At 33.8% G+C, this 20,057-nt stretch carries 13 protein-coding genes; 1 reads left to right on the top strand and 12 read right to left on the bottom strand.

Features of this window, described 5'->3' with window-relative positions; all coding sequences use genetic code 11:
• Positions 1–43 precede the first annotated feature (43 nt).
• The 12 genes from K8B81_RS02195 to K8B81_RS02140 form a co-directional block, all read right to left on the bottom strand.
• Positions 44–613, bottom strand: a complete 570-nt coding sequence (locus K8B81_RS02195) for a Crp/Fnr family transcriptional regulator (protein ID WP_223678582.1) — start codon at positions 611–613, stop codon at positions 44–46.
• A 48-nt stretch (positions 614–661) separates the two neighbouring features.
• The gene (locus K8B81_RS02190; RefSeq protein ID WP_223678581.1) at positions 662–907 is read right to left on the bottom strand and encodes a DUF2798 domain-containing protein; all 246 of its coding nucleotides are present in this window, start codon (positions 905–907) and stop codon (positions 662–664) included.
• A gap of 264 nt (positions 908–1,171) precedes the next feature.
• Entirely contained in the window at positions 1,172–1,984 is an 813-nt protein-coding gene (locus K8B81_RS02185; RefSeq protein WP_223678580.1) for a DUF7738 domain-containing protein, read from the bottom strand.
• A gap of 186 nt (positions 1,985–2,170) precedes the next feature.
• Positions 2,171–2,635, bottom strand: coding sequence for an HET-C-related protein (locus K8B81_RS02180; RefSeq protein WP_223678579.1), 465 nt, complete (start codon positions 2,633–2,635; stop codon positions 2,171–2,173).
• A gap of 107 nt (positions 2,636–2,742) precedes the next feature.
• A complete protein-coding gene (locus K8B81_RS02175; RefSeq protein ID WP_223678578.1) occupies positions 2,743–3,453 on the bottom strand; it encodes a hypothetical protein in 711 nt (236 codons plus the stop codon).
• Positions 3,443–4,222: a hypothetical protein gene (locus K8B81_RS02170; RefSeq protein ID WP_223678577.1), complete on the bottom strand. Its 780-nt coding sequence runs from the start codon at positions 4,220–4,222 to the stop codon at positions 3,443–3,445. Before K8B81_RS02170 ends, K8B81_RS02175 begins: the two co-directional genes overlap by 11 nt.
• A gap of 31 nt (positions 4,223–4,253) precedes the next feature.
• Entirely contained in the window at positions 4,254–5,645 is a 1,392-nt protein-coding gene (locus tag K8B81_RS02165; protein WP_223678576.1) for a hypothetical protein, read from the bottom strand.
• 2 nt (positions 5,646–5,647) lie between these two features.
• Positions 5,648–7,456 carry a type VI secretion system Vgr family protein gene (locus K8B81_RS02160; RefSeq protein WP_223678575.1) on the bottom strand — a complete coding sequence of 603 codons (1,809 nt, stop codon included), beginning with the start codon at positions 7,454–7,456 and terminating at the stop codon, positions 5,648–5,650.
• 211 nt (positions 7,457–7,667) lie between these two features.
• Positions 7,668–9,476 (bottom strand): prolyl oligopeptidase family serine peptidase, encoded by a 1,809-nt coding sequence (locus tag K8B81_RS02155; RefSeq protein ID WP_223678574.1) that lies wholly within the window; start codon positions 9,474–9,476, stop codon positions 7,668–7,670.
• Positions 9,460–12,426, bottom strand: coding sequence for a glycoside hydrolase family 2 protein (locus K8B81_RS02150; protein WP_223678573.1), 2,967 nt, complete (start codon positions 12,424–12,426; stop codon positions 9,460–9,462). Before K8B81_RS02150 ends, K8B81_RS02155 begins: the two co-directional genes overlap by 17 nt.
• Positions 12,427–12,537: 111 nt before the next feature.
• Entirely contained in the window at positions 12,538–13,662 is a 1,125-nt protein-coding gene (locus tag K8B81_RS02145; protein ID WP_223678572.1) for a glycoside hydrolase family 88/105 protein, read from the bottom strand.
• Between the two features lie 19 nt (positions 13,663–13,681).
• Entirely contained in the window at positions 13,682–16,483 is a 2,802-nt protein-coding gene (locus K8B81_RS02140) for a glycosyl hydrolase (RefSeq protein ID WP_223678571.1), read from the bottom strand.
• 421 nt (positions 16,484–16,904) lie between these two features.
• Here K8B81_RS02140 and K8B81_RS02135 point away from each other — a divergent pair, with 421 nt between their 5' ends.
• The gene (locus K8B81_RS02135) at positions 16,905–20,057 is read left to right on the top strand and encodes a SusC/RagA family TonB-linked outer membrane protein (protein WP_223678570.1); all 3,153 of its coding nucleotides are present in this window, start codon (positions 16,905–16,907) and stop codon (positions 20,055–20,057) included.

Genomic DNA, 20,057 nt, shown 5'->3' with positions numbered 1-20,057 from the left:
AAACTATTCTAAAGTTTCGCTTTTTTGATTTTAGTCAGAGCCATTATTTTTTTGATTTTAATCTGCTTAATGTTTCCTGTGATATATTCAGGTAGGAAGCTACCACTTTGTTAGGAAGTCTTTTTACAATTATTGGTTTTTCTTTTAACAGATTTTTATATCGGGTTTGTGCATCCATAGTGATGAATGACATTAGACGATTCGTATTGGTAACGTATGCAAATTCTAAATAATTCCGATAGAATTTTTCCCAAACAGGATATTTTTCTAAAAGGCTGAAAAAATCACTTTGGTCAATGTAAAGCAAATGTGACTCTTCGAGAGCCTGAACATATTCTACTGAAGTTTCTTTAGTAATAAAAGATACTAATGCCGAAGCAAAATGATTTTCAAAAGCAAGAAAACGTGTAGATTCCTGTCCTTCTTCATTTATAAAAAAAATACGGATACATCCTTTTTTTACAAAATAAAGTTGTTGACCAAACTCGCCGTTACTTATCAAGAGTTCATTTTTCTTAGCAGAAATTGTCTTGAAAAAAGGCAATATAGCATCTAAATCTTCATCTGAAATGCTAATTTTTTCCCTTATAAACTGAGTCAGCTGTTCATACATAACTGCTATTTTTTACAAATTTGAATAAAATGACACACCTCTGTAAATTTAAAGCCGAATGGATTGCGTTTTATCTTTAGAAGTAGTTTTTTCTGCCAATTTTCTGGCTCTTGGAATAATTAAAAATGCAGAGAGATAAGCAACAGGAAGCATAATGCTCCAGGCATTTAAAAATTTAAAAAACCAATCTTCTCCAAAACCATAATTGCGAATCAATCCCACGAAGGCCATTATTAATGTCATTGGTAAAACTACAAATAATGTATTGATGTACTTGAAATGTTTTTTATTCATCTTTATTGTTTTTTTTATGTTCATTGCAAAGATGAAATTTGTAAAGACCTGAAAAATTGATGTAAGTCAAAAAAATATACTAATGGAGAATATTTAATATTTAGATAAGACTGTAAAAAATAATCTTTTTTCAGATCATCAGAAACATGAAAAAAGATTATTTATGAGTCGAGGAAGTTGGGGAAAATTATTCTTTTTTTTTTGGAGTGATATTGCTATAAAGAAACTATATAACAGCATTATTGAAAAAAAATCATTTACAAATTAATATTTATAATATTCCTGTCCTTTATCATGTACAATTCGGATGTATTCTATTTCGCCTTCGGTCTGCCGATACATGATATTATAAAAAACGGCTTTGGCTTGTTCTTCGGGAGTAAGGAAGCCATTAAAAGTAGTGAAATAACCATTTGATAAAGTAGTAGTTGAGCCGTCTTCATGTTTCGAATTCAGATCAGCATCATAATATTTGATGACAGGCAAATCAGCTTCTTCTCTTTTTTTATTAATGTCTGATACTTTCATTCCCGCTTTTACTTCTGCACCTTCTATATTTAAAGATTTAGAATAAATTTTAAATGGATAAATGAAATTTTTTGGTGCTTCGGATCCTGTAGTATTCCTTTTTTCCATGTCAGCGTAATCTGCATCTGAAGTAAACCATCCTGTTTTTTTATCTTTATCTTTTATATATGCTACAGATACTCTTCCTTTAGCTTCTTCTAATTTTCCCATTTGTCCCAAAGGACTATCAAGATTCATAAAGAAGATATAGAAATCTGGTACAATTTTCTTTTCTTCATCTTCACCATGTTCTTCAATAGCGATTCCTAAGCCATCCCAAATATAATTCCTGCGAATTATTCCTTTTTTATCTAAATGCGGATTAGCCCTATCATATTTGCCGAAAATTTTTACCCATTCGGCTACGGATTTGCCAAAAGGTAGTTCTTGTTTTTTATAAGTAATACTATGTTCGCTGATATAAAAATCGGTTTCTGGCATAAGTTCTTTTTTGGGGGGTTGACATTGCATGAATACAGTACTCAATAGTAAGATTGCTAATTGTTTCATTTAAAATTGTTTAAAATTTCCTGCACTTTTTGTTGCTGATCGCTCTTTGTGTTACCTTTTCAGCATGCTCATAAGGAGTAGCACTTTGAAGCCTTGGTATAATATCTTTATTTTCATTACTCCATTTATTAACTGTTTGATTCGCCCAGTCAGCAGCTTGGTAAACAGGGTGTATTGTATATTTGTTTATTTATTTGTTTTCCAGATCTCCAGAATTTTTTCGGCAACATCCTGAACTGCTATTTTCGCTAGCTCAGAAGCCAAAGGGTTAAGAGGATGGTTAAGGGCATCTTTGGCAATTTGGGTATGTGTCGGGTCGGTACCATAGTTTTTGTTACTGTGTTCGGTCTGTTCTATTTTAAGATCATCATCTGCAGAACCCAGAAATAAATTATATGCAATATTATTAAATATTGTTAAACAATCTCCCATATAGCTTAATACTCTGTCTATTACTCTTGCCGGCCAGCCAATAAATTCTACTGCCGCTGCTTTCGCATCAATTAATTTTAAATAATTTTGATACATAGTCAATAATTCAGAAGCCTTCATTCCCATATACACCGGATCTTTTTCCAGACCATCAGACTGCTGTACTTTTGATAAATCTTCTAAAAGGTGAGTATAAAAGCATCCTGAAAAGTCCGCCATCTGTATTATCACTCAATTTACTACTGTTGCGATCTGTTCTAAAACATAAGATTTTTTTACACTATATCTTATTTGAAAAATTATTATCTCTTAATTTCTCTTTTCTATTAGTTTAAAAATCGGTTTTTATATAGAGGAGAAAAATATTCTTTAATTTCATTCCCATTAAAATGAACAATGAATTCTTCATATCCACCATTTCTATGATTTTCTGTATCAAATATTGAAAAATCTATACCTTTAACATGTTTACTTTTATCAATAAGTATTTTAAAGTTTAATAAATCATTTCTTTTTACATATATCTTTGCTCCTTGATTTTTTAATTTATTCCTAATTTCTTTTACAAGTTTATCTTGTTTTAAAAATAAATCTAATCCAATTCTTTTTCCAGTGTTTAAATCAAAACAATAATATTTAATTCCTTCCCATGGTGATCCATATGACTGTATTCCAATTGATATATTAATAATATTATTTTTATCATAGTAGATTTTATAATCTTCAAATCCTACATTTGACTCACGGAGAATATTTTCTAATATATATTTTGATATCATATCTTTTTTTTCCTTAATTCTTTGTTCTGGTATAAGAACAGAAGGTTTATCGAAAATAGGATAAGTATTTTGAATGATTTTATAAATTTTATTAGTGGTTTCCTTATTCTTTGAAATAATTTTTAATTCTTGCAATGTAAAGTAAGTGTTATCTATAAAAACAGAATCTTTTAAGGTTTTTAAGCTTTGACTATTTCCATTGATCGAAATGGGTATAATGATTAACAGAATTATTTTTTTAATGCAATTAGCGTACATTTATTTTCTCCTTAAATTCATCTTTCAAAATCATTTTTAAATCATTGTACGAAAAAAAAATGTTGTTTTCAATTGCAAACATACCATTAGGAAAGCCATAATTAAAAATATATTCAATTCCTTTTTTACTAATAGAAAATGTATCCAAATTTTCTTTTCTAAATAAAATTTTTGAATGAGTTAATGATTCATATACATCCGAATTATTTAATTCGTTTTTATTTTCTTTATATGCTCTATTTAATCTATCTCTCAATATGGAGTTTATTTTTTTTAACAACTCTTGTATTTTACTTTCCTTAATAATATCATTGAATTGTAATATTTTATTATTTGGAATATCAAAATTATAATAATAAGAATCGATATTTATACTTCCTGCTATTGATTCATAGTTCATATTAATACTTAATATTTTAAAATTATTAAAAGTGACTTTATAATTTGAACCTATGAATCCACTGTAATTATTGCTATCATTACATTCTTTTTTACGCATTAGAATGGCCATATTTATAAGATCATTTGGTTTTATACTTTTTTTTTCTATGTCTAAATAATTTAAATAATCAGCACTTATAGAATTGTTGAAAAAATTAACTTCATTTTTATTTAATATATCCGGAAATTCAAAATAATATTTTTCATTATTGCATTTAACAGAATCAATCATAGAATGAATTTCTATCACTGAATTTTTACCTGCTTGACTTAAACAAGAGTTTACATTAAACAATATGAATATTAGTACATAAATTGTAAATTTCATTTTTACTTATTTTATTAACATTTAGTTTTTCTTATTTCTTGATTTCTTGATTTTTCCCTTTCTCTACATCTAACTCATCTAATAACGTTTGTGCATTACTGTCTCTAAGATTGACTATTTTTTTTGTAGCAGGATCTTTTTGATTTCGTGTTTCTAACAAAAATTTTAATCTAGTAATTATTGTTTCTTTTACTTCCTTTGTTCCATTTTCATGTTCAAGTTTGTAGTGCTTGAATACTTTTAGTCCATCATCTTGTCTAGCATTTTTAATATACTCATCTCTTTTTTCAAGACCATTATATCCTCCATTAACTGCTGCAGTAGTTTTTTTTACATCATCTAAGTCTCCATTTTTAAATACACTGCCATTTCCTTCTATCCAATACCAAATAGCTGATTGAACACCGAAGATTGTTTCATCTGCTAATTTATCAAAATTACCTTTTAAATTAACAACATCAGTTGTGATGGTAAAATCAATATCTCCATTAGTATCATCAGGAAAAGGATTGTTTTTTCTAAATTTTGCAAAATTCAAATAGTTAGTTTTAAAAGTTACTTGTTTAATTCCCTTACCTCTAAACTTCCACCCATCTCTACTTAATTCATCTCCATTTCCACCTCCATTTGCATATGCCCTTGATAAAATCGGAATACCAAATGCTGAATGAATTTTCAAATAAATTTTGTAATCTATTTTACTATCAGATTTTAAAACTTCTTTTATTAATTTATCAACTCTTAATTTTTTGTTTTTAGAGTCTTTTTCTCCAATATATTTTCCATATAATTCTTTTTCATCTATAATTACTTTTTGAGTTTTTAATAATATCTTTAATTCATCATTTGTTTTTGCAATTATTTTGTCATTTTCATCAACTAACTTAAATATAGAACTCAAATTATTTTTTAATGATTCTAAAACCGTTTCATCTATTACTTGATTATCTCTGAATCTGATAGTTTTGTCTGAATTAAAAATCGTAAGACCAGTAGATTGGTAAACACTTCCTTCATAAGTACTTTTAAATCTAGATTCAGCTCCTACTTGAGCAATGAAATGAGCCTTTCTTAAACAAGTATCTAGTTTATAATCTGCCCTATATTTATTTAAAAATTCTAATACCTTTTTTATATTAGCTTCATCTTTAATTTTTCCATCGGTTTTCCCGGTCATTACATATTTTATTTGTGCTAAGGTTATCTCTTCTTCACAATGAACACATTTATAAGTCTCTACTTTTTCTGTATCCTTTTTTATTTCAGGAGCATCTTTTGGCTCTCCAAAAAAAATCCCATTTTCTTCTCCTATTTCAGTTATTGTTTTCCCTGAATTAAAAACAATGTTTTCTTCAGAATACATATTATGTGCTCCGGCTGTAGTTTTTGTTATTGTACCGCCAACAGTTCGAATTCTACTCATATTTAATACAATTTAGATTTTTCGGCACTATTATTTTGTATTTCTTTTTTTGCATGTTTGTTTATGGTATCTTCACTATTAATTTGGATCCCTTTCACACTTGATTCTTGTCTTTCCTTTTGTGTATGAGATTCCAGATTTCCTTCAATATGTTCGATCAAATTACCTGTAACATTTAACATATGATCACCTCCAACGATGATAGTATGTAACATTCCTATAGAAGTCGATTTGTCACCCCCTGCGCTTTCTGTAATACTCATTCCTGCAGTGGTGCTAATATTTTCAGTAGCATTTATAATAATATTAGTAGCATTCATTGTTATGTTTTTTGGTGCAGTGATATTAATATTGCCATCAATCGTATCGAACTGAATTTCATTACCAATTTTATCTGTGATAATGATACTTTCGTCTTCAGTAAATTTTAGGATATGTCCACTTCTAGTATGAATTGCTTTAATAGTATTCTTACTATCTGCATAACCACTGGTAGCACTTCCATTGTATTGTGTTCCCAAAACATACGGATTCTGTGCATTGTCACCTTCAAAACCTACTAAAACTTCTTCACCAATTTCGGGAATAAAGTAAAATCCTTTTCCGGAACCTGAATGTGGCTGTATCATTCGTAGCCACTCGCTTGAATTGTTTCCGCCTGCCCAGTTGAACTGTACTTTTACACGCCCTAATCCTTCCGGATCATTGTTGTCTTTTACTTTGGCAGGCTGTGTTTCTGCTTTTGCAAATACATTTACCTCTGTATAATGAGGGGCTGCAACGTCTGCCGGAATGGCTTTGAAATTACAGGAATAATTTCCATGGACCTGAGAAATATGTGTTACTTCTGTCACAATCAGTTCATGCTCTACAGTCTGGTTTATGATGCTGAAAACCTGTCCAAGTCCTAACGGAAAATAAGAGGTTCCGCTGTAGTATACACTATTGGCGTCGCTGCCTGCTGTTTGCAGTCTGACCATTTCTTCGATTTCTTCACTGCTTTGGGCATTGGTGGTATAAGCTCCATTATTCAAATCGTTTTGGGTAACGGTTCCCTGATTGTGTCCTACAACGGCAGAGAAACTGTCTTTACTTCCTGAGGATGTTCTTGCTGCCGAATTACGAATATTGGATGCTCCATTGTAATCATACCCTCCCAAAGAAATTTTATGGGAAGCCATGTTGGTCTGGATTTTAAAACCATGCAACGAAGACCCGTTGATGAGTTTTATTTTACTGGTTTTGGTCTGTCCGAACTGCATTCGCATTCCGTCAAAATAAAACCATTGTCCGTAACGTCTGGCCAATCGTTTTAAGAAATCAAAATTGGTTTCATTATACTGGGCCATGTATTTGAACTCCTGAAGATAGGTAGATTTTATAGCATCTCTTTCATAAAACTCTCCAGGACCTTCGGCTAAAATATCCAGCACGATATCATTCATACTTCTTTGCTGGTAGGTTCTCGATTTTTTCATGTCATCCAGAACAATAGTATGGCTGATACCTTTTACATGCAATCCTTCGGCGCTGCCATGAAGATCTATAGAAGAAAGTTCTGTAATGATTCCTTTGCTCATCAACCGGATTCCGGTAAGGCTTTTAAAGGTAAAGATAACTTCATCTCCAAGATACGTTCGCAATGCCTTTGCCTGATCTGCCGGATTGATGATCGCCTTGCCTGTGTATTGCCATACAAAAGAAAAATGATGGTGATCGGCCATCTTTTGTGACAGTTCTAAATTATGATAAACTACATTTTGGGTAAAACTCCCTATGGTGATATGTACCTGTTCTGAAAAATGTGCCATAACTATTTTTACATTAATTATTAAGTAAGAATTTTTTTGTAAAAATAGAATTTAAAATTACTTTAACAAATATAATGAGTAATAATTTTGTACTCATTTTACTACTTAATAAAGTAATAATATGTTACGTTGTGGATAAAGTATAAAAATGTTTTTTAACAAATTATAATAGTAGATTTTACAACCCAGTTATGTTATTGGTATATTAAATTTATAGTTTTTTCAATTCAGTAATTACCTCAGAAGAAACTTTAATCACAGTTCCATGACGTGTGCCTTTAGGAAAACTAACCTGGTCAGAAATGTCTTCCCAGCCTTTGGAAGTTTGTTTTACGGCTCCATATTTCTTTTGCGTATATTTATCAAAATACACAATCCATTCATTATTTATTTGAATAGCAGTAGGGCCTTCAGCCCAGTAATTTCCTGTAATAGGTTCACTTGCCTTTGTGTATGGACCCTTCAGTTTTTTACTGGTGGCTACTTTTAAATTTTTCTGAACTGGTACTTTGGTTTCATCTTTTAAATACATGGTGTAACCTTTGTCTGTTTTTACAATAGAAGCATCGATGACATTAAACCCAGGTTCGTAAAGTAATTTGGTTTTGGAGAACTTTTTGAAATCTTTGGTTTTTGTGTAATAAATTCTGTGATTGTACCCTTTCTCTTCTTCCGATTTGGTTTCTAAAAATTTCCCGTCAATTGTTGAGGCCCAGTAAATCATATAAGTTTTAGATTTTTCATCATACGTAATTTCCGGAGCCCAGGTATTTCTTGCTTTGTCTTCATGTGCCATAACCGGAATAAATTCTTGTTTTGACCAATGAATCAAATCTTTTGAAGAAGCATAACCTATGCCTTTGTCTGTCCAGCTTACGGTCCAAACCATGTGATATAAGCCGTCACCGCCTTTTATTACACAAGGATCACGCATAAGTTTATCTTTGCCAACTTCAGGAGTTAAAAAAGAGGTGTCATTTTTTAAAGTATTCCATTTATAGCCGTCTTCGCTGTACGCCATATGCAGACCGTCTTCGCCATTACCCTTAAAATAAGTGAATACATAACCATCAGATTTTAAAATATAGTCGTTAACAGCCAGCCATTTTTTGCAGGTTTCAGGCCAGTAAGCATTAGTGCCTTTTACACCCAGACCAAAACCATGACCACCGTTTTCATATAAATGCATTTCTGCCAGAACTTTTTCTTTTTTTAAAGCTAAATAATAATTAATACTGTTTTCTACAGGAACAGCTTTGTCATCTGTAGCATGTACTAAAAAAGTTTTGGGAGTTGAAGCGGTTACCTGCTTTTCATTTGAATATTTATCAACTATTTCGCCCTGAACATTTTTGCCCAACAGATTATCTTTTGAACCTTGATGCGTAACACCTTCCTGCATGGATATTACAGGATAAATTAGAATTGAAAAATTAGGTTTTGCACTCGTTGTATCAGAAGGAGTATAGATCTTATCGTCATAATGTGTAGCTAAAGTAGAGGCCAAATGACCTCCGGCAGAAAATCCCATAAAACCAATTTTGTTAGGATCTAGTTTCCACTTTGCCGCATTTCTTCTAACCAGACGAACGGCTTCCTGAGCATCCTGCAGAGGTGCAACAGTTTTATTCTTCATAATGAAATCGCTTGGCAATCTGTATTTTAAAACAAAAGCATTTATGCCAAGACTATTAAACCATTCGGCAACTTTATAACCTTCTTTGTCAATGGCCAGCATTCCGTAAGCACCACCGGGGCACATTATAACGGAAGTTCCGTTTGATTTTTCCTGATCAGCAAAATAAGCTGTTAGAGTAGGTACTGTTACTTTGCGTACATCTACAGCAATGCCATCTTTATTAGTGACTATTTTTTCTGTATATTCTTTGTTTTCAATAGCATCAGGTATTTTGTCCCATAACGGAATTTCCTTTTTTTGTGAGAATACAGAAAGACTCATCCCTAAAGAAATACAAAATAAGGCTACCTTAAATCGGTTTAAATTATTTGATTTTTTCATAAAATTCTATTTCGACAATACGTAATTGTCCTTTTGCATTTACTGCTGTTGGGTCTTTAAATAAATCCAAATCTTTGTTTGCTTCCACTTCAACAATTTTAGAGAATCCATCTTTTTCTGTGTTTGATCCGATGAGTTTAATTGTGATTTTTTCAGCTAGAACTGGTTCCAAAGGAATTGTAATATATCCCAGACTCTGAGTTGTATTGCCCTTGAAAACTTCTTTATCACCTGCTAAAATACGAATTGGATAGATTTTAGACCTCCATCCTGTCAATTTAATTACACATTCATTCACCATTGAAGGTTTTGACAATGTATACGTTATGGAACCACTTTTTATATTCCCATCATTTTTCCATTCCGTCAATTCGTTATCATCATAACTTTTAAATGTCTCATTACTATTAGAAGGCGATGAAGCGCTTACTATAGCAGCAGGATTTCTTTTTATTGTATAAGATGGTGTTTTTGGAGTAGGGCCTCTTTCTAAATTCGACGCTAAATTAACACTCGGAATCGCTGTAGAAAGTCCATTTTGAGTTTTTACAGCTTTACTTTCAAAAGTTACTTCTGCTGATTTTAATCCTTTAGCTGTGGCCGAAATTTTTATTTTTCCGCCATTTATCATGGATTGTACCATAACTCTGTTAACGCCATTTTCAACCGGAATCGTTTTAGAAAGAATATAATTTTTTGGACCCTGTGCTATTCCACCTAACCAGGTCACCGGACCTTCTACAGAAAAAGTAATCATGTCATTGCTGATGGAACAGCGGTTTCCGTTTTTGTCAATCACTTCAACATCCACTAGTGCTACATCTGCACCATCTGCCAAAAGTCCCTGTTTTTGGGTAATTAATTTTAGTCTGATTGCTTCTGGATTTCCAACAGTTATTTTGGAGTCTTCACTCAAAATAGTTCCTTTTTCATCGTATCCAATCGCTTTTATAGTGCCTTCTTTAAATGCAATATTTTCAAAAGTAAAGAGGAACTGATTGCTTTGTTTTCCAAAACCCTGTGAGATTCCGTTGATAAAAAGTTCCACTTTTGAAGCTGTTGAGACTACATAAATGTTTTTGACCACTTTATTAGCATAGTTCCAGTGCCCCATAATGTACGTACGGTATTTTTCGATATCCACCCAGCCGTCCCACATCACCTGATGCGCCCAAAATCCGTCTTTTGGAATACGCATAGCATCTACCTCGCCACTGGTCCTGTAATTGGATTCGCCTCTGTGATGCGTATTCGAATCAGAAAAAATAATATTAACACCACCCGAATTTACTCTTTTTCCGGTTCCGGGTCTTTCCCTGTAATAATCATACCACCTTGTAATATTTTCGATGGCATGACGGTCCTGATTGTGATTGTAATCTTCGGCAGGTTTATCGCGGTATAGAGGACCAGCACCTTCTTTATGAAAAGGAGGAGAGAATTCGTCCCAATATTTACGCAGGCCTTCATCTCTTGAATATTCGGTTGCCCATAAAGGGATTCCTGCACTTTTATTAATGTAAAGCATTTCCCCGCCATATTCTGCTTCTTTACTGTCGAGCATTTCACGGGAGCCGATAGCGCGTCCGCCGTTGGGATCGTATAGATTTCGAATTGCTTTCATTTCTTTCATATGCTCTTCGCTGATAGATTCATTGCCGCTCTCATAAAAAATAATACTTGGGTTGTTTCGGTTGTAAATGATAGCATCGCGCATTAAGTTGACACGCTGAATCCATTGTTCGCCTTTGGCATCCTTTTCAGCATCTCCGGCGGGCATTGCCTGTAATAAGCCAACTCTGTCGCAAGATTCTACATCTTGTCTCCAGGGCGTAACGTGCATCCATCTTACTAAGTTTCCGTTACCTTCAACTATCAATTTATTGCTAAAGTCACTCAGCCATGGCGGTACCGACATTCCGATAGCGGGCCACTCGTTGCTGGTTCTTTGCGCATATCCTTTTACCTGAAGAACACGGTCATTTAGCCAGATTTCGCCATTTTTGAATGCTGTTTTGCGAAAGCCGGTTTTGGTTGAAACTTCGTCAATGATTTTTCCATCGACTTTTAAAATGGTTTTTACGGTGTATAAATAGCCGTAACCCCAGCTCCAAAAATGTAAATTATTAATGAGTTTGCGGGCTTTTAAAATTTTAGTTTCATTAGGAAGAAGGTTTGCTTTTTCACCGGTAAATGAAGCAATTGTTTTACCCTTGATATCTTCAATAACGACATTGTATTCTACCTTTTTTTCTGTATCAAATTCATTACGAATTTCAGATTCAGCATGAATAATGGCACTTTGTTCCTGAATATTTATATTAGAAGGATAGATATAAACTCCCGTAGTTTTTAGGTTAGAATAGAGGGGAAGTGTCTGGTATAATTTATTTGTAATATGAAGGAAAACGTTTTTCGGTATTCCGCCATAATTGGCATTGAAATTCATATTATTCCACTGATAGGTAGAATTCGTGGCTGTTTCCCTGTATTTCCAGTCATTGTCAATTCTTAGAGCAATGGTGTTTTCTTCTGGAAAAGGTTTGATCATTTTAGAAATATCAAACCCAAAGCCCATCACACCATTTTCATGAATGCCTGCTTTTTCTCCGTTTACATAAATAAAACCTCCCTGTCGAATCCCTTCAAGTTCGATAAAAATCTTTTTGTCTTTGACACCTTTTGGAAGTTTGAATTTCTTTCTGTACCATACAATTCCTGTCGTATGATGATCAATATCCTTTTCAAAAGCCTCTTCCTGATTGTAGGCATGTGGCAATGTAACTTTTCTCCATGAGGTATCATCAAAAACAGGAGATTCCGCATTTTGGGAATCTCCTGTTTTTATTTTCCAATCGGGATTGAAATTGTATTTTTCTCTTTTAAATTCTTGTGAAAAAAGACCTGAATTGAGGAATATCAAAAGAAGACAAAAGAATGTTTTTTTCATGGTGGTTGTTGGTTAGTTGCGTGAGGGATGGAAGTGGAGCTCTCCCGATTTTTCATCGGGAAGCGGGAGCGTACAGCCCGACCCGACCTTTTCGGGAGGGGCACGCCCACATTATTTCATCTTATAAATTTCTGATCCGGCCAGTAAAAAACAACCTAATCCGTAATCTTCAAAATCAGGTATTTTATCGTAAGATAACGGCTGCCCGTCTTTTGGCTCTTTTCCTGTAGATTGCAGGTAGCCTAAAAACCCGGTATCATGCAAAGCATCTTTGGTTATGGCGTTCCATGCTTTTTCGATTACAGGCAAATACGTTTCTTTTTTTAAAATTCCGCTGTTTATTCCGTAAGCCATTCCGTAAACAAATAAAGCAGTTCCTGAAGTTTCTTTTTCGCCAAAATTGGTAGGATCATGTAAACTCACGTTCCAGAATCCGTCAGGTCTTTGAATTGGAACTAAAGCTGCTGCCATTGCTTTTAAATCTTTTACATACTGATCTCTGTGAGGCGCATTTTTTGGAATTATAGTCAATACTTTTGCCAAAGCACCAATTACCCAGCCATTTCCGCGGCTCCAGTAACAATCTTCACCATTTGGTTCTTTGTAAGGAGGATCAAAATCGGCATCACGCCACCACAAACCGTCTTTTGGGTTAAAAAGACCGTTATCACCGTGTTTGTTTCTTGAATACATGTACATCTGATACATTTTTTCGAAGTATCGGTTGTCTTTCTCTAAAACACCCAATTTTGCAAAAACCGGCATTCCCATTTGAATAGCATCAATCCATGACCAGTCGTCCAGTTGAGGCGTGTTCAATAGCATGTTTATATTTGCTTTGGTGTTTTTTAGTTTTTTAGCATCCGGTTCTAAATTGTATAAATCAATATATGTTTGGGCTGCACAGTAATTGTCTGCATTACGGGTTACGTTTCCGCCATTAAAACCCCATTTGTGAAATTCTGACCAGTCGTATGCATATTTGTAATAGGCTTCTTTAGGGAAAATTTCATGTAACGCCATTAATCCTTCATAATAAACGCCACGTGTCCAGATATTACTTGGACGTTCTTTATTGGTAATGATTGTTTTACCAGTTTCCGGCCATTTTTGCATGAAATAATCATTCGCCAGAATCATTTGCTTTAATACTAATTTTTTATCAAATGGCTGCTGCGCGTTTGTAGTGTTCGTATATGAAAGACATAGTACAAACAATAAAAGTAATTTTCTCATTTTTCTATCTTTATAGGAATTAATTTTGTTTCTTTAAAGCTGTGATCGTAACGGGACCTAATAATCCGGAAGGCATTGGGTTCCATTTTGTGGCATCGAATTTTTTATAGTCTTTGTCTACCATATTGATTTCATAGAAAATTTTCCATTCTTCGCCTTTTAATTCTTTGTCCCGAATTCGGTTTGCAGAAAGATTTGTGACCTGAATTTTCAGAGTGTTTTTTCCGGGTTTTAATTTTCCGATATTTAATTTATAAGGGACTGACCAGGCCGTTCCAATAAATTCATCATTTAACCAGATTTTGGCGCTTTCGCGGACATCGCCTAAATTTAAACTCCATGTTTCTGTTTTAGTATTTGGATTTTCAAATTCAAGTGAGTAGGTTGCCGATCCAGAAAATGCTTCGGCTTCCGAACCAAGTTTTGTCCATGATTCCAAATTCGAAATCGTAGCACTTGGAGGTAATATTGGTCCGCCTTTATCAAAATTAATTTTCCAGTTTCCTTTTAATGCAATTGGATCAGCGGTTGGCTCGTAATAGTTCCATTTTTTTTGCGAAGCAGTATTTTCAGTTTTCAGGAAGTATGATTGTCCCGGCTCTATTTTGATTTTTACCAAAGTGTTTTTTGCTGTTTTCTGAACGACTGCATTTCCGAAGTTTCTGTTTAACGGATCCAAAATGAATACTTCTTTATTGCCAATTTCTAGTGGAATAAAACCATCGATCGTTTTTGGAGTATGATTGACCAGATAATATATTTTTTCGCCGTCAATATTTCTCCTAATGAATTTTAGACCTGTATTTACAAGTGCTTCAGGATATATCTCAGCCTTTTCTAACGTTTCAAAAATATTCGAAACAGGTTTTACAGCTTCTTTGTTTTCAGCCAGAACAGACTGAAGTTTTGTCTCCTGATTTTTATAATCATTAAAACCGGGAAGAGATTCAGGTAAGCCCTGAAAAATTACTTTACCACCGGCTTTTTGTAATTCAATCAGCTTTTGCAGAGTGGCCAGAGGCATTTTTTTGCAGGACGGAACAATTAATGATTTAAAAGTACCACCTGGAAGAACGATATTACCATTTACGACTTTAGCTTCGGCAATAAAATTATCTGAAATAAAATCGACTCCGTAGCCTTTTTGCATTAACTCCTTTGTTGTGTTGTAAAAAGCAGTTCCGTGCAGCCATTCATCTAAAGAATGTATTTTGAACTGAAAGAATAAAGTCCCTTTATGATATTGGTCCCAGATGTCAAAAATAGGCCAGTAAAGTAAAATTTCATTGTCTGATTTTCCTTGCTGCAGCATGGACTGGCAGTTTGAAATATAGGAAAACAGGGAAGGAGCGTCCTCCCAAATGTTATTATTTGAATTAAAATTTACAGAAGCATAAAATTTCCATCCTGGCCACGCAGCTCTTTCTGGCGAATAAGTAGAGCCATGAAGAAAAATATGATTGACACCATTTAGCATTAAATCTTCAGCTTCTGGTTTGCATTGTGATAAGGCGGTTTTAAAATGTTCTCTTAACCACGTGAAAGTTTCAGATGAAACCAGATTTTTCCCTGAAATATGTGCTGCTGATGAAGAGAATTTAAGCATTACCGGATCAGCATCACCTTCACGAATATCTTCTTTTTCGCGTCTGAAACCCGGAATATCAAAGGGCATTGATCCAAAAGTTTCACATTCAGGAATATCCGCAGAAGCATATAAATCAATTAAATTCCCAGGAGATCCGTGTGCCTGAAGTTTGGTCCTGAAGTTTTTTGAATTCGCCCATTGCGTCCACGGCTTATCAAAATTATTCAGTAATAAGTCGGCTATGGTTTGACGGTAATCACTTCTTATTCGGTTTGCTATTTCGTTATCAGTTTCACTCAATATTAGAGGCAATTGTTTTTTAAGATCATATCCTCTTCGTTTTTGGAATTCTTCGAAAAAATTTGGGGTAAAATCAGTTCCGTAAACTTCATAGCTGTCATTAAAAATAGCCCTGATTTTTCCCTCGCGTCCTTTCAAAGCATTGTTAAAAGGCACTACATAAGCGTTTAAAGCTTCTTTAGAATAATGATCCAGAGTATAGCCACTTCCTCCCGGAGCTGCTCTTTTTACCTTTTGGCCGGTTTTGCCGCTAAAAACAGAATAAATAGTGTAATCTGTTTTTTTGGCTTTCCATTTTAATTTGTTTGGGTCCGAATTGTTAGCTAAGGTTACAGAAGTTCCATCAATACCTTTATCATTTAGTTTTGAATTTTTATTTTTCAACTGATCTGTTAGATTAACATAACTTCCATCGCTGCCGTATGCAGCTACATATAAAAGTTCAGCCGGAGTTTTTTCCTTAGTATCTTCAAGTTTAATAGAGCGATCTATTGTTTCATTCTTTTTTAGCTGATATTTTTCGACAATCAGTTTTGTGGCTGCGTGAGGCAGGGTAACGTGAGAACCTCCGTAAGGCCATCCGGTTCCTAAAACCATATCAACCTGCATATGAAGACTGTCTGAAACATGAATAGTATAATCAAGCATTTCCATCCATTTTGGAGACAGGTAATCGATGAAATTGTTTTCTTCTCCTTTTACGCCATATATAGGGGTAATTTCGACACCGCCAATTCCGGCTTTATGAAAATCGACCAGGCTCTTTTTTAAGTTAGGTTTGTCTACGGCACTTCCCATCCACCACCAACGTGTCCAAGGCTGATTTATGCTACTAGTTTCTGGCCAGGGAGATTTATATGACTTTTGGGAAAATGAATTAAGAGCAAAACAAAAAACAGATAAAAAGGCAAGCAGGGTTTTCGTATGTTTCATTATGTATATGTAGCGTTTAAAAAAAAATATTTATGTTAAGTATATACAGACAATTGTGAAATACCAAATGAGTAAAAATAAAGAGTTATTATCAAATTGCTATCCTGTTGCATCCTGTTGTTAATTATTGATAATAAATTAAGGATAAATTAATAAAGTATATTTTTTTTGATTTATTATTTTTTTAAGTAAAAATGTATAAATACATAAAAAATAAATAGCTTAAATTTTAAATTGACTATTTGCAGGAACATACTGCGCTTTTACGTTGTTAATCAGTGGATTATCGTTTTTTTTGTTAAATAAAAATTAAATATAAAACATAATTTACTGATAACTAACAGGATACTACAGGATGCTGTCGGAAGTACTTCTGGATACATTTGGTTAAACTAATTTAAATTAACCAAAAATAATTTTTATGAAAAACAAATTTAGTCTTTTGCTGCTTTTAGCCGTGTTTGCATTACTGCATACATCTGGTTATGCGCAGAACAAAGTGGTTAAAGGAACAATCACTGATGCTTCAGGATTGCCAATACCAGGTGCGAATGTAATCATTAAAGGCACTAAGACGGGTAACAGTACTGACTTTGATGGTAAGTACTCTATAAGTGCCGCTCCGGGGCAAGTGTTGGTTTTTTCTTCTACTGGCTCAAAAACGGTAGAGGTAACAGTTGCTCAGAATTCTGAGATCAATGTAAAATTGGTAGAAGAAGCAGCCCAGCTTAATGAGATAGTTGTGGTTGGTTATGGAACCCAAAAGAAATCAGATGTTACAGGAGCAATTGGAAGTATAAATGCTGCGAAATTGAATTCAAGTCCAGTACAAAACATTTTACAGGGCGCACAAGGAAAAATTGCTGGAGTAGATATTACGTCTAATTCAAGGCCAGGCGAAGTTGGCTCAATCAGAATTAGAGGAAATAGATCCATTAGTGGACAAAATGGTCCTTTGTATGTTGTGGACGGTGTTCCATTACAATCTGGAGGTATCGAAATGTTTAATTCAAGCGATATTGAATCTATGGAAGTATTGAAAGATGCTTCTTCAACAGCTATTTATGGTTCTAGGGGATCCAATGGAGTTGTTTTGATAACAACTAAAAAAGGAAAAGCTGGAAAGGCTCAAATTAGCTTTGAATCAACTTTGACTATGGAGAAGTTAACTGATTTGGCTGATTATTATGATGCTGGTGAATACGCAGAATATAGAAGAGATGCATTGCGCTATGCAGGCTTGTATAAAGACGGTAGTGGTGTTACAATGAATTACGCTGATCCGGCGAAAGATTTTCAATATTTTGGAACAGATAAAACTGCTTGGGAAAACATTGCAGCGGGATATACCTGGGTCGATAAGGCTAATCGTGTGCCAGTTATTGAAAATGGTATTCCTGTTTATGATGGCAGTAAAATTCCAACAACAGATTGGACATCTTCTATTTTACAAACAGGAATCGTTCGTAATAATAACCTTAGTCTTAGCATGGGTACTGACAAGGTAAAAACTTATGCATCTCTTGGAATTTTGGATCAAACGGGTTCAATTGCAGGTCAGGATTTTAGACGCTACACAGCTTTATTAGGAGTGGAACTTAAAGCTTCCCAATGGTTAACTTTTGGAGCTACTGTTAATACAAACTACAGTATTCAAAATTACGGATATGCCGGTAGTGGTTCAAGAGGTTCTGCACAATTATACGGAGCTGCCCGATCTCAATATCCTTTTGCTGAGCCTTATGATGCTGATGGTAATTATATTTTTAATCCAGGAGGAAGTGTAAATGTTGTTAATCCTATTAGAGATAAAGATTTAGTAATAAATGAGCGAACTACAGCAAGAATGTTTGGAAGCTTTTTTGCAGATATTAGACTTGCTAAAGGTTTGCGATTCAAATCTATTTTTGGTCCTGATATTAGAAATTACACAGTTGGACAATATCAATATGCGACATCTAGTTTAAGAGGAGGAACTGCTACGTCTACCAATTATGCGAAATTGGATAATAGGGAAGATGTTTCTTGGACTTTTGAAAATTTATTATATTATGATAAAACATTTAATGGTAAACATACATTGGGTGTTACCTTATTGCAAAGTTCTTCCATGAACAAAACAGAAACTTCTACAATGACGGCTACCGATTTGCCTTATGATAGTCAATTGTGGCATAATTTAGGATCCACAAACAGAGGAGCTTTAGATGGTTGGGGGTCTGGCTATGTAAAGAAAACACTTGCATCCTATATGGCGAGATTTAATTATTCTTATGCAAATAAATATTTATTAACTGTTACAGGAAGATCGGATGGCGCCTCGGTTTTGAGTGATGGAAATAAGTGGGATTTCTTTCCATCTGCTTCATTAGGTTGGAAAATTAGTGAAGAAGAATTTCTTAAAGATATTAGTTGGATACAGCAGTTTAAATTTCGTGCAGGTATAGGAACAGTAGGTAATCAAACTGTTGATGCTTATGGTACAGCAGGTGCATTGGTTTCAGTGCCTTATATTTTTGGTAATGTACCTTCAAAAGGATATGTAACTGGAGATCCTAAAAATTCAGAAGATAGCAGAGGATCGATACCTAATCCGGCATTGGGATGGGAAAAAACAAAAACAATCAATTTTGGTTTGGATTTTGGATTTTTTAACAATCGTGTAACTGGATCTATTGATTATTATGTGGCAAACACTTCTGATATTTTATTAGATAAAGCTCCTAACTCTGTAACGGGATATGGTAAAATTACTATAAATGCAGGGGAAACTCAAAATAAGGGTATTGAAGTTCAACTGTCAACTGTGAATATTGAAGCAAAAGATTTTAAATGGACTTCAGATTTTACATTTAGCCAAAATAGAACAGAAATAGTTTCATTAGTAGGTAAGGCTGATGATATTGTTAATAATTGGTTTATTGGACAGCCAATATCTGTATATTATGATTATAAAAAAATCGGTATCTGGCAAAATGAGGATGCAGCAGAAATGGCAGTATTTAATAGTAATGGAGGTACATATAAGGCAGGGGATATTCGTGTTGAAGATGTAAATAATGATGGAAGAATTGATGCTAACAATGATAGACAAATCATTGGACATACAGATCCGGATTGGACTGCAGGATTTATAAATACTTTTAATTACAAAAATTTTGAATTGTCTGCTTTTATTTATTCAAGATGGGGACAAACTGTAGCGGGTGGTGCTGTAGATATGCAAGGGCAATTTGTACATAGAAAAGTAGATTATTGGACACCAAATAATCCTACTAACGAATATCCTGCAGCAAATTATAACAACGGAGGACAACCTATACATTATAGTGCTATGAACTATCAAGACGGATCATTTGTTAAACTTAGATATGTTTCATTGGGTTATAATTTGCCAAAAGATGTTATTGGAAAAATTGGGATGACCAATTTGAAATTATATACACAGCTTGTAAATCCATTTTTGTATTCTAAAACAAGTTTCTTAGATGCTGACTCTAGTTATGCTTCTGGAGGCGGTGCATCCTCTGTAACAACGAGAAGTTTTGTATTAGGTCTTAATGCTGCTTTTTAA

This window comes from Flavobacterium hibisci, from assembly GCF_020026925.1.
Classification (GTDB): Bacteria; Bacteroidota; Bacteroidia; order Flavobacteriales; family Flavobacteriaceae; genus Flavobacterium; species Flavobacterium hibisci.
Note: the sequence above shows the minus strand (reverse complement) of the source record. Positions and strands in the feature narration are given on the sequence as shown.

Bases quoted from the DNA above. Each gene is read 5' to 3' on its own strand.
- K8B81_RS02195 (WP_223678582.1), bottom strand. From the start codon at position 613: ATGTATGAACAGCTGACTCAGTTTATAAGGGAAAAAATTAGCATTTCA.
- K8B81_RS02190 (WP_223678581.1), bottom strand. From the start codon at position 907: ATGAATAAAAAACATTTCAAGTACATCAATACATTATTTGTAGTTTTA.
- K8B81_RS02185 (WP_223678580.1), bottom strand. From the start codon at position 1,984: ATGAAACAATTAGCAATCTTACTATTGAGTACTGTATTCATGCAATGT.
- K8B81_RS02180 (WP_223678579.1), bottom strand. From the start codon at position 2,635: ATGGCGGACTTTTCAGGATGCTTTTATACTCACCTTTTAGAAGATTTA.
- K8B81_RS02175 (WP_223678578.1), bottom strand. From the start codon at position 3,453: ATGTACGCTAATTGCATTAAAAAAATAATTCTGTTAATCATTATACCC.
- K8B81_RS02170 (WP_223678577.1), bottom strand. From the start codon at position 4,222: ATGAAATTTACAATTTATGTACTAATATTCATATTGTTTAATGTAAAC.
- K8B81_RS02165 (WP_223678576.1), bottom strand. From the start codon at position 5,645: ATGAGTAGAATTCGAACTGTTGGCGGTACAATAACAAAAACTACAGCC.
- K8B81_RS02160 (WP_223678575.1), bottom strand. From the start codon at position 7,456: ATGGCACATTTTTCAGAACAGGTACATATCACCATAGGGAGTTTTACC.
- K8B81_RS02155 (WP_223678574.1), bottom strand. From the start codon at position 9,476: ATGAAAAAATCAAATAATTTAAACCGATTTAAGGTAGCCTTATTTTGT.
- K8B81_RS02150 (WP_223678573.1), bottom strand. From the start codon at position 12,426: ATGAAAAAAACATTCTTTTGTCTTCTTTTGATATTCCTCAATTCAGGT.
- K8B81_RS02145 (WP_223678572.1), bottom strand. From the start codon at position 13,662: ATGAGAAAATTACTTTTATTGTTTGTACTATGTCTTTCATATACGAAC.
- K8B81_RS02140 (WP_223678571.1), bottom strand. From the start codon at position 16,483: ATGAAACATACGAAAACCCTGCTTGCCTTTTTATCTGTTTTTTGTTTT.
- K8B81_RS02135 (WP_223678570.1), top strand. From the start codon at position 16,905: ATGAAAAACAAATTTAGTCTTTTGCTGCTTTTAGCCGTGTTTGCATTA.